This window comes from Streptomyces sp. NPDC049887 (assembly GCF_040656535.1).
Classification (GTDB): Bacteria; Actinomycetota; Actinomycetes; order Streptomycetales; family Streptomycetaceae; genus Streptomyces.
The window spans coordinates 238,454-252,842 of sequence record NZ_JBFAMM010000005.1 but is presented as its reverse complement, the minus strand read 5'-3'; the positions used below and the strand labels follow the sequence as shown (position 1 = coordinate 252,842).

Sequence of the window (14,389 nt, the reverse complement as noted above, 5' to 3'; positions counted from 1 at the left end):
CATGGCCACCACGCGCCAGGCCCACACCGTCTGGGACGGCGACCTGCTCTCCGGCTCCGGCGTCGTCACGTTCGACTCCTCCGGCATCGGCGACTTCCCCGTCTCCTGGCCGTCGCGCGCCGAGCAGGCGAACGGCAGGACCAGCCCGGAGGAGCTGATCGCCGGCGCCCACTCCAGCTGCTTCTCCATGGCCCTCTCGCACGGTCTCGCGGGCGCCGGAACACCGCCCACCCGCCTGGAGACCAAGGCCGACGTCACGTTCCAGCCGGGCGAGGGCATCACGGGCATCCACCTGACCGTCGAGGGCCAGGTTCCCGGTCTCGACCAGGAGGGCTTCCAGGCGGCCGCCGAGGAGGCCAAGAAGAACTGCCCGGTGAGCCAGGCCCTTTCGGGTACGAAGATCACGCTGACGGCGAAGCTCGCGTAGCACGGCGAGGTACGCGCGGCAACGCCTCGCCGCCCGCGCGGGCCCTCGCCACTCGGGCGACACCGTGCGGCCGTCGCTCACGCAGAACCACGCGTCCCACGGGGCACGGTGACCCGCATGCTTCACGCGTGACCACACGCCTGGTACACACATGCGGGTCACATCTCTGTCCGCCAACAGGGAGTTGCCTCATGACCGCAGAAAGCACACAGGAATCACGAGGGGTTGCCGGGGGCGGGGCCTCCGAGCCCCCGGGCGCCCCCGGCGCCTCCTCCGCGACGCGGCGCCGGGTACTCGCCCGCACGGGTGCCGCAGTCGCCGGAATCGCCTTCACCGGAGCCTTCTCGGAGCTCTTCGCGGGTACGGCCGCCGCCCGTGGCCACTTCGGCTACGGCCCCCTCGTCCCGGACCCGCACGGCCTCCTCGACCTGCCGAAAGGTTTCCGCTATCGGGTGCTCTCCCGCGAGGGGGAGCCGCTGCGCTCCGGCGAGGGCCGGGTGCCGGGCAACCACGACGGCATGGCCGCCCTGCCGGGACGCCGGGGCAGGGTCCATCTCGTACGCAACCACGAGAACCGGCACAACGCCCGCATCGGCGTCCCCGTCGTCGACGGACTCACCTACGATCCCGCGGCCAAGGGCGGCTGCACTGCGCTCACCCTCGACGGCCGCAACAACGTCCTCGACGAGCGCGTGGCCATCGCGGGCACCGCAGTCAACTGCGCGGGCGGGCCCACGCCCTGGGGAACCTGGCTCACCTGCGAGGAGACCGAGGACAGGGCCGGTACCAACGGCTGCACCAAGGACCACGGTTTCGTCTTCGAGGTGGACGGCGCCGACCCGCGCCGTACCGGCGCCGTACCGCTGACCGCGATGGGCCGCTTCCAGCACGAGGCCGTCGCCGTCGATCCGCGCAGCGGGATCGTCTACGAGACGGAGGACGCCTTCGAGAGGCCGTTCGGGCTGTTCTACCGTTTCCTGCCGGAGAAACCGCTCGGCGGCAGGGGCTCGCTGCGGGCCGGTGGACGGCTGGAGGCGATGCGGGTCCCGGATCTGCCGGACCTGTCCGCGATCCAGGAGACGGGCGCCCGGTTCGACGGCGTCGAGTGGGTCCCCGTGCCCGATCCCCAGGCCCGCCGGACGCCCATCCGACTGCAGGACTTCGGCCCGAGGGGCATCACCCACGCCCAGAAGCTGGAGGGCTGCTACTGGGGCGGCTCGTCCGTCTACTTCGTCTCCAGTTTCGCCCGCAGCGGCGATGGCTCGGCGGCCGACCACTTCGGGCAGGTGTGGCGCTACGAACCGCAGCGGCGCCGGCTGACCCTGGTCGTCGTCTTCGGGCCGGCGACCGACGTACAACTGCCCGGAGAATCCCCCGACAACATCTGCCTCGCCCCGGGCGGCGGGCTGATGGTGGCGGAGGACGGGAACGGCGCCCAGCACGTGTACGGGGTGACCAAGCGGGGCGAGGTGTACCCGATGGCGCGCAACCGCCAGGACATCGGCACCCCGGAGGAGCCCGAGTGGGGCGAGTTCGCGGGCGTCACGTTCTCGCCGGACGGCGGCACGATGTACGTCAACTGCTACACGCCGGGTACGACGTTCGCGGTGACCGGACCCTGGCGCTGATGCCCGCGACCCGGCACTGAGACCGGCAGGGCCGGGGCGGCCGTCGGGCCGGGGCGTCCGGGACCGGGGCGTGCTGCGGACCGGGATGGGGCCGGACCGCCGGGGGCGGAGCCGGGGTGTCATCGCCGACGGGCGCGCGGATCGTTTCCGGGCGCCCGTCGGCGCACACCCGTCACCTCCGCACCTCCGCACCTCCGGCCCGCCGCGCCATGGGTTCCCGGTCCGCCGCCGCGCCGGCGGACCGGGCGTCGCTCGCGCCGGTGCCGGATCCGGTGGAGGATCGGAGGGCCGGCCGGACCCGGGGACGCCCCTCGGGAAGCACCGGTGGCCGGCACACGAAGCCCCCTCCCCGGGAACACCGGTGGACGGAGGAGGACCGCTGGACGGAGGAGTAGAGGACCGGTGGCCGAGCAGTACCGGGGCCGGAGACGGCCGGGAGAGAGCCCGAGGTGACCCAGGATGACCACGAAGAGCGGCCGCAGTGGGCGTCTGCCCGGCCCGCTTCCCGACTCGGCCGGGAACCCGGCGGCCCCGGCTCCGGCCCCGGCCGAGGTCACCGACCGGTATCCCGGCCGGCTCCGTGAGGTGCTGCGCGTCCCCCGGGGCGATCGCGTCGACCTCTCCTCGTACGACCCGGGCGGAGTCCCGGCCGGTCCGCGGGACAAGGCCGCGGGCCTTGAGGCGGCCGCGGCGGCGGGCAGGCGCCTGGCGGAGCTGCAGGAACGACTGTACGCGGCGGCGTCCGCGGGCGACCGGCGCCGGCTGCTGCTGATCCTCCAGGGCATGGACACCAGCGGCAAGGGCGGCACCGTCAAGCACGTCATCGGCCACTTCAATCCCGCCGGCTGCCGGATCAAGGCGTTCAAGGCCCCCACGACGGAGGAGCGGGACCACCACTTCCTCTGGCGGATCGCCCGGGAACTGCCGCGCTCCGGCGACATCGGGATCTTCGACCGCTCGCACTACGAGGACGTCCTGATCGCCAGGGTCCGCGGCCTGGTGCCGCGCGAACGGATCCGCCGCCGCTACGACGAGATCAACGCCTTCGAGCGGGCGCTGGCGGAGGACGGCTTCACCATCGTGAAGGTCTTCCTCCACATCTCCCCCGAGGAGCAGAGGCGGAGGCTGCTGGCCCGCCTCGACGACCCGGACAAACGCTGGAAGTTCAACCAGGGGGACATCGAGGAGCGGACGCTGTGGCCGGCCTACCAGAAGGCGTACGAACGGGCCCTGGAGCGCTGCTCGCTCCCCGAGGCACCCTGGTACGTCGTGCCCGCCGACCGCAAGTGGTACCGCAACTGGGCAGTCAGCAGGCTGCTGCTGGAACACCTGGAGGAACTCGACCCGCAGTACCCGAAGGGGGACTTCGACATCGAGGCGAGCAGGAAGCTCCTGCTGGGGAACGGCTGAGCGCCGGGGCCCGCGGCCGGGACGGGACCGCGGACCGCGGCGGCAGCGGCAGCGGCCCCGCGCATCCGCCGATGCCCGGGGCCGCTGCCGCTGTCCCTCCCTCGTCCCCTCGCTCTCCGTCGTGGCCGGGTGTCGTCTTGCCGTCTCGGCGGGCCATCCGGGCGGGGCGGGCCGCCGCCCGCCCCGGTGGGTGGCGTCAGCCGATCTGTGCGCCGACCGCCTCGAGCGCGGTCGTCACCGGCTGGAAGAAGGTCTCGCCGCCCGAGGTGCAGTCGCCGCTGCCGCCGGACGTCAGACCGATCGCGTTGCCGTCCCGGGTGAAGAGAGCGCCGCCGCTGTCGCCCGGCTCGGCGCAGACGTTGGTCTGGATCAGTCCGCTGACGGTGCCCTCGGGGTAGTTCACGGTGGCGTTGAGGCCGGTCACCTGGCCGCCGTTGAGGCCGGTGGTGCTGCCCATGCGGAAGACCTCCTGGCCGACGGCCGCGTCGGCGGCCTGCCGGATCTCCAGGAGCTGCCCGTTGCCAAGGTCGACGGCGCTCGGCGCCTCGGTGTTCGGGTCGTCGTACGTCACCAGCGCGAAGTCGCCCTCACCGGGGAAGACGGACTCCTGGGCGGTGCCGACGGGCCGGCCGCCCTGTTGCTCGGACCACTGCTCGGAAGCTGCCGTGCAGTGGCCGGCCGTGAGGAATCCGGGCTGTCCGTCCTGGGTCGTGACGTTGAAGCCGAGCGAGCAGCGCGAACCGCCGCCGAAGATGGCGTCCCCGCCCTCCAGAAGGGGCTTGAACTCGCCCTTCGACTTCTGGAGCCGGGCCACCCCGTCGCCGAGCGACTCTACGGCCGACTCGACGGTGTTCCACCGGTCGCCGGTGACGGTGCGGTCGGCGGTCACCAGGATCTGGTTGTTCCTCGGGTCGATGGCCCAGGCCGTGCCCGGGACCGCGGCCTCGCTCGAGAGCGAGCGGGTGGCGGACTTCAGCGTGGAGAAGCTGTTCTGCACGCTGCGGGCCACCGCACCGGCCCGCTTGATCTCGATGTTCACATCGTTGTCGTTGCCGACGACGTTCACGATGAGCTGCTGCTTCGACGCGTCGTAGTAGGCGCCGCCGTAGGAGTCGCCGAGCTGCTTGCCGAGCTGCTGGAGGAGATCCGCGGCCGAGGCGGCGCTCATCTTTCTGGGAGCGATCCGGTCGTCCTCGGACCCGGACTGCGAAGCGTTGGCATTCGGCAGCAGTACGGCAGCTGCGGCGATGCCCACCGCTCCGGCTCCGGCGAGTATCGCCTTCCGCTTGGGTATACGCCTGTGACTCAACTCTTCGCCTCCTGCGGGGGTACGGACTCCGGTCGCCGAAGGGGACCGGGAGGGGGGACGCGTCCGGCCCTTGATACGGACGCCGCACCCGTGTCCGTTCATCGCCCCCGCAAAGAAAGTTTTTTGACGTATCGTCAGATACGGGCTCGGTGAGGTGTCACCCGGGGGTGCCCGGGGCCCGAGGGGAAGGTGTCGGAAGCGCGTTCCCCCCGGTCGGGCAGTGGACACAGCGCCGGGGCCCCGGGGCCCCGGCCGCCCGCCGCCGACTGGCAGACTGTGCGGGTGAACAGCACCGACAGTCCCGGCAGCCCAGGCAGTGCCGACCGCCCGGGCCGTCCCGACAGCACCCACAGCACCGACGGCCCCTTCCACCGGGAGCCGACACCGCGCGACGAGGCCCCCCAGTTCGTCCTGCCGCTCGTCGTCCGGATCGAGAAGACCGCGCCGCCCTCCCGTACCGACGCGTTGGAGACCGCCGCCCGCGCGGTCGTGGTGATGCTGTCCGACGGGCGGTCCTCCGGGGAGGGCGAGTGGGCCGAGCGCGTACGGGACTGGCAGGACGGCCGGATCCGGAAGGTCGTGCGCAGAGCACGCGGCGCGGAGTGGCGCAAGGCGTCGGAGCTGCCGGGCATCACGGTTGCCGGGGCCGGCGCCGAGGTCCGGGTGTTCCCGCCGGTGCCGCTGGACGGCTGGCCCAGGGAACTGTCGAAGCTCCAGGTGTCGGGCACGGAGCTCGAGGACCCCGGGGAACCGGCCGGTGACGTCGACCCGGACCACGCCCTGCTCTGGCTCAACCCGGAGCTGCGCATGTCGACGGGCAAGGAGATGGCCCAGGTCGGGCACGGGGCGCAACTGCTGTGGTGGGACATGGACGAAGCCGAACGCGCGGCGTGGCGCGACGCCGGGTTCCCCCTGGCCGTCCGGACCGCCGCCGCGGGCCGCTGGGCCGAACTCGCCACGAGCGGCCTGCCGACGGTCCGGGACGCCGGTTTCACGGAGATCGCCCCCGGATCCGTGACGGTCGTCGCCGACCGTCCCGTACGGAAACGAATCTTCCCCGAGCGGGGCTGAACGGATCAGGTCTCCCGAACGTACCCTCCGGTACTGCCAAGCAGTCTGAGTCGCCGGTTCCGTGACCGGCGGTTCCGCGGTACGCACATCGGATCGGGAGGCACACTTGCTGCGTCGCGTCAACGGGACAGCTCTGATCATCGCGGCACTGGTCGCCACAGTGGGCGCGCTCGCTTTCCCCGTATGGTCCTACGCCGACCGGTCCGGGACTGGCCAGGCCAATCTCAACGCCTCGTCCGTGTCCACCCAGTGGGGGCCGCTGACGGCGACCGACCGCGACTTCCTGGTCAAGGTGCGGCTCGCCGGCCTGTGGGAGCTGCCCGCCGGGCAGCAGGCGCTCGAACGTGCCCCGACCCAGGCGATCAAGGACGCGGGCGACCACCTCATCGTCGGTCACACCGACCTCGACCAGCGCGCCCGCGACGTGGCGGCGAAACTCGGCGTGGAGCTGCCGAACGTGCCCAACGAGCAGCAGCAGGGCTGGCTGAGAGAGCTGTCGGCGGCCAGCGGCCGCGAGTACGAGTACAAGTTCGCGAACCTGCTGCGCAACGCGCACGGCAAGGTCTTCTCCCTCATCGCCCAGGTGCGCCACACCACCCGCAACACCCTGATACGCCAGCTGGCGTCAGACGCGAACCAGACGGTGCTCGACCACATCACGATGCTGGAGAACACCGGCATGGTCGACTTCGACTCGATCGCCAACGAGGCCGCCGGTGGTGCCACGGCCAGCCCGACGGGCCCGCCGCCGCCGGACGGGAACCTGCCGCCCGCGCCGACCCCGGCCGTGCCGCCGGCCCAGACCGAGACCACCTCGCGTCCCTCGACCCAGCCGGGACCGCCGACTGCGGTCAACACCAACCGCCCGGCGCCCGGGGCGAGCAACTGACGACGGGTTCGTGATCCCCCCGGCCTCCGGGCCGGGACTCCCCGGCCCGGAGGCCGCAACCTCAAATGAAGCTCTGAACGTCCCCTCCTCCGGATTGGGCAGGGCCCCACGGGGCCATGACCCTTGCACACGCGGAGGAGGGGGACCCATGAAGCAGCCCGACAGGCTCGGAACCGGTATCGGCTGGCGCCCGGAGATCGCCGCTGCCGTGGAACGGCTCCCCGGTCTCGACTGGGTCGAGGTCGTCGCGGAGAACATCTGCCCCGGCCATCTCCCCGACTCGCTCCGGCGGCTGAGGGAGCGGGGCGTCACGGTCGTCCCGCACGGTGTCTCGCTTGGACTCGGCGGGGCGGAACGGCCGGACGCACGCAGGCTGGCCGATCTGGCCGCGCGGGCCGAGTCGCTGGGGGCGCCGCTCGTCACCGAGCACATCGCCTTCGTCCGGGCGGGCGGTGCGCTCACCGCCTCCCCCCGGCTGGAGGCGGGGCATCTGCTCCCCGTCCCGCGTACCCGCGACGCGCTGGACGTCCTCTGTGAGAACGTCCGGATCGCCCAGGACAGCCTGCCGGTACCGCTCGCCCTGGAGAACATCGCCGCCCTGGTCTCGTGGCCCGGCGAGGAGATGACGGAGGGCCGGTTCCTCGCGGAACTCGTCGAGCGCACCGGGGTACGGCTGCTGATCGACGTCGCCAATCTGCACACCAACCACGTCAACCGGGGCGAGGACCCGGTCCGGGCCCTGGACGAGCTGCCCGTCGAAGCGGTCGCGTACGTCCACGTCGCGGGCGGTCTGGAGCGGGACGGCGTCTGGCACGACACCCACGCCCACCCCGTGCCGCAGCCGGTCCTCGACATCCTCGCCGAGCTGCGCTCGCGCACCGACCCACCCGGAGTACTGCTGGAGCGGGACGACGACTTCCCGCCCGAGGAGGAACTGGCGGCGGAACTGGAGACGATCCGCGCGACCCTCGCCAGGCCCACGCGACGGGCACCTCGTACACGGGTGGAGGGCTCCCCGGCCACGCGTACCGACGAAGCGGGTGCGGCGGACGAGCCGGCGTCCCGTACCGCGGCGACGCCGGCGGTTCCGGGACCGAGCACGGGCACCGGCACCGGCACCGGCACCGGCACGGACACGGATCCGCTCACGGGGACGAGGCGGGATGCGGCTCCGGGACCGGAACCCGTTGCGGGCACGGGGCCGAGCCCGAGCACGGACGCTTATACGGATCCGGTCACGGACGCGTACCCGGCCGCGCGGGAGCGGCTCGGGCTCGCGCAGGCCGCTCTGTTGTCCGCGCTGGTCGCCGGGACGCCCGCGCCGGAGGGGTTCGACACCCGGCGGCTGAGGGTGCAGATCCGGGCCCTCGCGGCCAAGCGGGCCGACGTCGTCGCCAAGGTGGCGCCCGAACTGCCGGAGATCCTCGGCGCCGGCTACCGGCCCGCGTACCTCGCCTACGCCAAGTCCCGCCCGATGCGGGACGGTTACCGCCGGGACGCGCTGGACTTCGCCGAGCATCTGCTGGTCGCGGCCCGGCCGGAGGACCCGGTCGCACGCCGGCGGCTCACCCGCTGGTGGCAGGACCGGGCGGCGCCCCGCCCGCCCCGCCGCACCACGCGCTTCGTCCGCGCGGCCCGCGCCGCTCTGGTCAGGGGGTGAACCCGGATGCCGCCGAACGTATTCGCCGTCCTCGTGTACCTCGCCGTGGGCGTCTCCTCGATCCTGCTCGTCAGCGGCCTGGCGAAGGCCCGCCGTGGCCCGGGCGGCCCGGTGCACGACCTCATGGAGGCCGCGTTCCTCAACGGCGGGCCCGCCAGGGCGGTCGACGCCGCGCTGACCGCGATGGTCACGGACGGGCGGCTGATGATCGGAGGGCCGGGCATCGTCGCCGTCCGTCGGCCCCTCGCCCGCGACCACGTCGAACGCGCCGTCCTGGACGAACTGACACGGGCCCCGAGCGGGGCGCTGCACGACCTGCGGATCGCGGTGATGCGCAACCCCGCCGTCCAGGAGATCGGCGACGGACTCGCGGCCCGGGGACTGATGATCGCGCCCGGCGAAGTCCGGCGCTGGAAGACCTGGTCCACCTGGCAGCTCGTGCTGTGCCTGGTGCTGCTGCCGGTCTCGCTGGTCGCCACGTTCGTGCAGTACGCGTTCCACGAGGGATTCGCCGACATGCCGTTCCCGTTCGTCGTCGCGGTCCTTCCGGCCTGCCTCGCGGGGGTGGTCGTCGCGGCGGTCTGCTCGTCCCGGGCGCGCCGCCGCGTCAGCGCCGCGGGACACCGCGCGGCCGCGGAGTACCGGGCCGCGCAGGCCCATCGCACCGACGCCGGCCATCTGGTGGTGTTCGGCGGACTGCGGGCCGTGCCCGACCCCGTCCTCCAGGCGCAGTTGGTCGCGGCGGCCAGGCTGGTGCGCGCCGGCGGCGCGCGGACCTCCCGGGCCGGTGCCCGCGTCGGAGGAGGCGGCCACGGCGGTGCCTCCGACAGCGCGGCCTGGGTCCCCGTCGCCGTGTGGTGCGCGGCCTCCTCCGGCGGCGGGGGCTGCGGCGGGGCGGGCGGCAGTTCCTGCGGCTCGGGTGGTGGTTGCAGCGGCGGGTGCGGTGGATCGTCCGGCGGCGGCTCGAGTTGCGGGGGCGGTTCGAGCGGCGGGTCCGGTTGCGGCGGCGGTTCGAGCGGCGGGTCCGGTTGCGGGGGCGGGTCCGGCTGCGGTGGCGGCTCGACCTGACGGCCCGCCCCTGCGGGTCGAGGGCACCGGGTGCCGGGGGGCGCTCGGGCCCGGAGCCGGGGTCCGGTTCGGGCGGCCCCGCCGACGCTTCCGACCCCGGGCCGCAAGCAGGGACCCGGGCCGGTCCACACCGCGCCCGCCCCGGGTCGCGAGGCCCGCAGCCCGGAATTCCCGTGACGCCCGGAGCCGATGCCGTGCAGCGGACCCGGACCCGGCACCACCTGAGGCGTGCGCCTGGCAGCGGAACGCCCGACGGCAGACGGCAGACACCCCTGAGCGGAGGCGTCACATCTGAGGTGTGAAACATCATGCGTGCCGCAAAAGGGTCATCGACCGCGACACCCGAACAAGATCCTTTACAAAGTCCGGTGTTCTGGTGACCTTCGAGCCACGACCGGTGGCGCGAAGGGAACGCGATGAGAGCAACAGCCCTGTACGGAGCCGCCGGCTCCCTGATCCTCTCCGCCGTCGCAGCGGCCCCTGCCACCGGTGCACCCCCGCACGGCACCCGGGAGGACCGTGGAACCGTGGTCGCCGCCGCCCGTGCCGTGGCAGCCGGCGTCACGTTCGGGGCGTGCCCCGCGGAGGAGGACCTGCCGCCCACCGTCGAGTGCGCAGTCGTCCGGGTCCCGCTCGACTACGCGGACCCGTGGGGCCGGCAGATCGGTCTCGCCGTCAGCCGGGTCAGGGCGACAGGCGGGCCGTCGGCGCGGCAGGGCGCTCTCCTCTACAACCCCGGCGGTCCCGGCGGTTCCGGCATGTACTTCCCCGCGCTCGCCAAGGAGCCCGCGTGGAAGCGCATCGCCGAGGCGTACGACATGGTGGGCTACGCGCCGCGCGGCGTCGGCCGCTCCGCGCCGATCTCCTGCCTCCACCCCGTGGAGTTCACCAAGGGCCCCACCGCGGCTCCCGTCCATCCCACCGCCGCCGAGAAGGGGAAGGGCATCGCGCGGGCACGGGTGTACGCACGCGGCTGCGCCCACAACGCCGGTCCCGCGCTGCGGCACTACCACTCGCTGAACAACGTCCGCGATCTGGAGGTGCTGAGGGCGGCCCTCGGCGAGCGGCGGCTCACCTTCCTGGGCGCCTCCTACGGCACCTACCTGGGTGCCGTGTACGCGATGATGTTCCCCGATCGGGTGCGGCGCATGGTGCTCGACTCGCCCGTCGACCCGGACCCGGCGAGGATCTGGTACCGCAGCAACCTGGAGCAGTCGCTCGCGTTCGAGGGCCGCTGGGCGGACTTCCGGGCCTGGGTCGCCCGGCACCACGCCACGTACGGCCTCGGCACAACTCCGCAGCAGGTGCAGGCCAGTTACGACCGGGCCCGCGCCCTGCTGGCGCGGAAGCCGGCGGACGGCACCGTCGGGCCGGGCCAGTTGCACTCGGCGTTCACCCGGACCGTCTACAACGACCTGTACTGGCCGCGCCGCGCCCTCGCGCTGTCGGCGTATCTGAAGGGCGATCCGCGGCAGCTCGTCAAGCAGGCGAAACCCCGTGTCTCGGAGGCGGCCGAGGAGGAGAACGGCAACGCCGTCTACACGGCCGTGCAGTGCAACGACGCGCCCTGGCCCGCGGACTGGGCGGTGTGGGACCGGGACAACACCGCGTTGGCGCGGCGGGCGCCGTTCGAGACCTGGGCCAATGTCTGGATGAACCTGCCGTGCGCCTACTGGCAGCCGCCGCGGCAGCGTCCGGTCGACGTGCGCACGGGGCCGGGGGACGTGCCGCCGCTGCTGATCCTGGCGGCCGAGCGGGACGCCGCCACCCCGTACGCGGGTGCCCTGAGGCTGCAGGAACGCCTCGCGGGTTCCGCGCTGGTCACCGAGCGGGGTGCGGGCACGCACGGCATCTCGGGCGGTGACAACTCCTGCGTCAACCGCCACATGGAGGTATACCTGCTGACCGGCAGGACGCCGGTGCGGCGCGCTTCGTGCGCGCCGCACCCGCAGCCGGACCCGGTGTCGCTGGACCAGCGGGCGGTCGAGCGCGTGCTGCCGCCCGCTGTCTGATCTTCCGGGTCGAGGGGAGGCGGGCCGCCCCTGCGGGAGCCCGCCTCCAGGTCTTCGGGGCCGTCAGGCCAGACCGGCCACCAGGTCCGCGACGCTCTTGCGGCGCCCGGTGAAGAAGGGGACCTCCTCGCGGACGTGCATCCGGGCCTCGGAGGCGCGGAGGTGGCGCATGAGGTCGACGATCCGGTACAGCTCGTCGGCCTCGAAGGCCAGCAGCCACTCGTAGTCGCCGAGGGAGAAGGAGGCGACCGTGTTGGCGCGGACGTCCGGGTAGCCGCGGGCCATCTTGCCGTGGTCCGCGAGCATGCGGCGGCGGTCCTCGTCGGGCAGCAGGTACCAGTCGTAGGAGCGCACGAACGGGTAGACCGAGACGTAGTCGCGCGGCGTCTCGTCGGCGAGGAAGGCCGGGATGTGCGACTTGTTGAACTCGGCGGGGCGGTGCAGCGCCATGTTGGACCAGACCGGCTCCAGCGCTCGGCCGAGGCGCGTGCGGCGGAACAGGTTGTACGCCTCCTGGAGCTGGTCCGCGGTCTCGGCGTGCCACCAGATCATCAGGTCCGCGTCGGCGCGCAGACCGGACAGGTCGTAGGTGCCGCGGACGGTGACGTCCTTCGCGGCGAGCTGGTCGAACAGCTCCTGGACCTCGTCCGCGTACCCGGCGCGGTCCGCGTCCTGCGGCAGCACCTCCCGCAGCCTGAAGACGGACCACAGGGTGTAGCGGATGACCTCGTTGAGGTCCTTCGCCTTCTTACCGGCGTTCGGGATCTTTTCGGGCGCACTCATGGGGCTATTCTCGCCCGTCACGGACAGTGCCCCGCACCAGGGGGGCCGTGGCGATGATCTCGTCCGCCGCGCGCTGTCCGCTGCCGACGCAGGCGGGGATGCCCACGCCGTCGTACGCCGCCCCGCAGATCCGCAGCCCGGGCAGCGCGGCCACGGCGTCCCGGATGCGGGCGACCCGGCCGAGGTGACCGACCGGGTACTGCGGCAGTCCGCCGATCCAGCGGGTGACCTCGGTGGCGACGGGCCGCGCGGAGAGCCCGGTGGCCTCGGCGAGGTCCTTGAGGGAGGCGGCGACGAGATCCTCGTCCTCCCGGTCGAGTTGTTCCTCCTCGCCGTGGCGGCCGACGGAGGTGCGCAGCAGGAACAGTCCGGGGGCGCGGTCGGCGACCCAGCCCCACTTCCGGGCGGAGAACGTGGACGCCTTGATCGTGCGGCCGTCCACCGGCGGTACGAGGAATCCTGATCCGGCGGGCAGCGCTTCCGCGTCGCCGCTGCGGAACGCGAGGGTGACCAGCGCCATCGACGCGTACTCGACCCCGGCGAGTTCGGCGGAGGCGGCCGGGGCGGCGTCGGAGAGCAGCGCGCAGGCCGACCAGGCGGGGGTGGCGAGGACGACTCCGTCGGCGGTGAGCTCGCGCTCGTCGGTGCGGATCCGCCAGCCTCCGGTGCCGCGGGTCAGGCCCAGTACGGACGCCCCGGTGAGGATCTCCCCGCCGGCGGCCCGGACGGCGTCGGCGACCGCGGGCGGCAGGGTGCCGATACCGCCGTCGAGGCCCATGAACACGGGGCCGGTCTCCTGCCGCTCGGCGGCCCGGCGCTGCACCTCGCGGACGCCCGCCAGCAGGCTGCCCCCGGCGGCCCTGACCGCGTCGAAGAGGGCGGGGACGGCTGCCCGCATGGAGATGCGGTAGGCGTCGCCCGCGTACACGCCCCCGAGCAGCGGCTCGACGAGCCGGTCGACGACCTCGCGGCCCAGGCGTTCGGCGACGAAACCGCCGATGGCGACGTCGTCCCCGAGTTCGGCGGGGGGCAGTTCGCGCTCCCGCCCGATCCTGGCGATCCCCTCGGCGGACAGCAGCCCGGACAGTGCCTCGGGGCTGCCGGGGACGCCCATCACATGGCCTCGGGGCATGGGCCGCAGGGCGTCGCGGGTCCACACGGAGGCGGTGGTGGTGGCGGGGGCCCGCAGTCGGTCGCCGAGCCCGACGGCGCGTGCGAGGGCGACCGCCTCGGGCCGGCGTGCGAGCACCGATTCGGCGCCGAGGTCGACCGGGGCTCCGGCGATCTCGCCGGCCCGGAGTTTCCCGCCGAGCCGGTCGGTGGCCTCCAGCAGGGTCACCCGCACTCCGGACGTGGCCAGCCGGTGGGCCGCCGCGAGGCCGGCGATCCCGCCGCCGATGACGACGACGCGGCCGGCGCCGGACGGGGGGTGCTCGGACGTGGGCAGCATGCCTCCACTGTCTCAAACCTCTCCGGACCGGACGGCATCGGCTCGTACACCCCGGCCGGTGCCCGTCCCCGGGAGGCTCGGTGCGCGCCGTCGCACGGGCCCACCGTGCGGTGCGACGCGGTCCGTGTCGCGCGTCGCACCGCACGGTGGCCCGGCGCGCCGGAACGAGTCCCTGCCGTGACCGCTTCGGTACCGGGACGGGGCAACCCCGTCCGGGGGCCGCACGTCGAACGGGCACCGAACTCACCGCATCCCTTGGGGGGAGCATCATGCGCGCACGGCACAGGTCGTCTCGGACGTGGTCACGCTGGAGGGCGCGCTGAGCAGGCGTCAGGCCGAGCTGGAGTCCCTGCTCGCCCGCCGGGCGTCGCTGGAGGACCGGACGGCGATGGCGACGGTCACCCTGCGGCTTTCGGAGCCCGAGAAGCGGGAACGTCCGGGTGAGGAGGGCGCTCCGGGATTCCTGGACGCGCTGTCGGGCGGCTGGGACGCGCTGGCGTCGACCGCGCGGTGGGGGCCGTGGTGGTGGCCGCGGTGTCGCCGTTCGGCGCGGCGCTCGCACTGCTGTACGCGGTGTGGTGGTGGCTGGTCCGGCCGCTGCGGGCGCGGCGGACCGCCCGGGGCTCCGGCGTCCCGTCGACGCAGGGGCCCGGGCAGGACTGAACGGCCGCTCCCCCGTAGC

At 73.7% G+C, this 14,389-nt stretch carries 12 protein-coding genes and 1 pseudogene; 10 read left to right on the top strand and 3 right to left on the bottom strand.

The window, feature by feature from the left end:
* Window position 1 precedes the first annotated feature (1 nt).
* From AB0J10_RS08795 to AB0J10_RS08785, 3 genes are all read left to right on the top strand, one after another.
* Complete coding sequence (locus tag AB0J10_RS08795; protein WP_363059253.1) at window positions 2-427, top strand: OsmC family protein; 426 nt, start codon at window positions 2-4, stop codon at window positions 425-427.
* Window positions 428-618: 191 nt separating this feature from the next.
* A complete protein-coding gene (locus AB0J10_RS08790) occupies window positions 619-2,055 on the top strand; it encodes an alkaline phosphatase PhoX (protein ID WP_363059251.1) in 1,437 nt (478 codons plus the stop codon).
* A 459-nt stretch (window positions 2,056-2,514) separates the two neighbouring features.
* Complete coding sequence (locus AB0J10_RS08785) at window positions 2,515-3,465, top strand: PPK2 family polyphosphate kinase (protein WP_363059249.1); 951 nt, start codon at window positions 2,515-2,517, stop codon at window positions 3,463-3,465.
* Between the two features lie 196 nt (window positions 3,466-3,661).
* On the opposite strand, the gene AB0J10_RS08780 is transcribed toward AB0J10_RS08785, so the two are convergent.
* Window positions 3,662-4,720, bottom strand: a complete 1,059-nt coding sequence (locus AB0J10_RS08780; RefSeq protein ID WP_363059426.1) for a S1 family peptidase — start codon at window positions 4,718-4,720, stop codon at window positions 3,662-3,664.
* A gap of 336 nt (window positions 4,721-5,056) precedes the next feature.
* Here AB0J10_RS08780 and AB0J10_RS08775 point away from each other — a divergent pair, with 336 nt between their 5' ends.
* From AB0J10_RS08775 to AB0J10_RS08755, 5 genes are all read left to right on the top strand, one after another.
* Window positions 5,057-5,845 (top strand): peptidyl-tRNA hydrolase, encoded by a 789-nt coding sequence (locus tag AB0J10_RS08775; RefSeq protein ID WP_363059247.1) that lies wholly within the window; start codon window positions 5,057-5,059, stop codon window positions 5,843-5,845.
* Between the two features lie 109 nt (window positions 5,846-5,954).
* Window positions 5,955-6,734, top strand: a complete 780-nt coding sequence (locus AB0J10_RS08770) for a DUF4142 domain-containing protein (RefSeq protein ID WP_269732400.1) — start codon at window positions 5,955-5,957, stop codon at window positions 6,732-6,734.
* A 148-nt stretch (window positions 6,735-6,882) separates the two neighbouring features.
* Window positions 6,883-8,394 (top strand): DUF692 domain-containing protein, encoded by a 1,512-nt coding sequence (locus AB0J10_RS08765; RefSeq protein ID WP_363059245.1) that lies wholly within the window; start codon window positions 6,883-6,885, stop codon window positions 8,392-8,394.
* Between the two features lie 6 nt (window positions 8,395-8,400).
* Window positions 8,401-9,462 (top strand): TIGR04222 domain-containing membrane protein, encoded by a 1,062-nt coding sequence (locus AB0J10_RS08760; protein ID WP_363059243.1) that lies wholly within the window; start codon window positions 8,401-8,403, stop codon window positions 9,460-9,462.
* 416 nt (window positions 9,463-9,878) lie between these two features.
* Window positions 9,879-11,474, top strand: coding sequence for an alpha/beta hydrolase (locus tag AB0J10_RS08755; RefSeq protein ID WP_363059241.1), 1,596 nt, complete (start codon window positions 9,879-9,881; stop codon window positions 11,472-11,474).
* Window positions 11,475-11,537: 63 nt separating this feature from the next.
* On the opposite strand, the gene hemQ is transcribed toward AB0J10_RS08755, so the two are convergent.
* Together hemQ and hemG are read right to left on the bottom strand one after the other, a co-directional pair.
* Window positions 11,538-12,257 carry a hydrogen peroxide-dependent heme synthase gene (hemQ, locus tag AB0J10_RS08750; protein ID WP_363059239.1) on the bottom strand — a complete coding sequence of 240 codons (720 nt, stop codon included), beginning with the start codon at window positions 12,255-12,257 and terminating at the stop codon, window positions 11,538-11,540.
* 4 nt (window positions 12,258-12,261) lie between these two features.
* On the bottom strand, window positions 12,262-13,707 hold the full coding sequence (gene hemG / locus AB0J10_RS08745; RefSeq protein WP_363059237.1) for a protoporphyrinogen oxidase: 1,446 nt from the start codon (window positions 13,705-13,707) through the stop codon (window positions 12,262-12,264).
* Between the two features lie 298 nt (window positions 13,708-14,005).
* Here hemG and AB0J10_RS08740 point away from each other — a divergent pair.
* Window positions 14,006-14,161: pseudogene (locus AB0J10_RS08740) on the top strand (DUF4349 domain-containing protein); the annotation flags it as partial.
* A gap of 65 nt (window positions 14,162-14,226) precedes the next feature.
* Window positions 14,227-14,370: a hypothetical protein gene (locus AB0J10_RS08735; protein ID WP_363059440.1), complete on the top strand. Its 144-nt coding sequence runs from the start codon at window positions 14,227-14,229 to the stop codon at window positions 14,368-14,370.
* The last annotated feature ends 19 nt before the right edge of the window (window positions 14,371-14,389 follow it).

Bases quoted from the DNA above. Each gene is read 5' to 3' on its own strand.
- AB0J10_RS08795 (WP_363059253.1), top strand. From the start codon at position 2: ATGGCCACCACGCGCCAGGCCCACACCGTCTGGGACGGCGACCTGCTC.
- AB0J10_RS08785 (WP_363059249.1), top strand. From the start codon at position 2,515: ATGACCACGAAGAGCGGCCGCAGTGGGCGTCTGCCCGGCCCGCTTCCC.
- AB0J10_RS08760 (WP_363059243.1), top strand. From the start codon at position 8,401: ATGCCGCCGAACGTATTCGCCGTCCTCGTGTACCTCGCCGTGGGCGTC.
- hemG (WP_363059237.1), bottom strand. From the start codon at position 13,707: ATGCTGCCCACGTCCGAGCACCCCCCGTCCGGCGCCGGCCGCGTCGTC.
- AB0J10_RS08755 (WP_363059241.1), top strand. From the start codon at position 9,879: ATGAGAGCAACAGCCCTGTACGGAGCCGCCGGCTCCCTGATCCTCTCC.
- AB0J10_RS08765 (WP_363059245.1), top strand. From the start codon at position 6,883: ATGAAGCAGCCCGACAGGCTCGGAACCGGTATCGGCTGGCGCCCGGAG.
- AB0J10_RS08790 (WP_363059251.1), top strand. From the start codon at position 619: ATGACCGCAGAAAGCACACAGGAATCACGAGGGGTTGCCGGGGGCGGG.
- hemQ (WP_363059239.1), bottom strand. From the start codon at position 12,257: ATGAGTGCGCCCGAAAAGATCCCGAACGCCGGTAAGAAGGCGAAGGAC.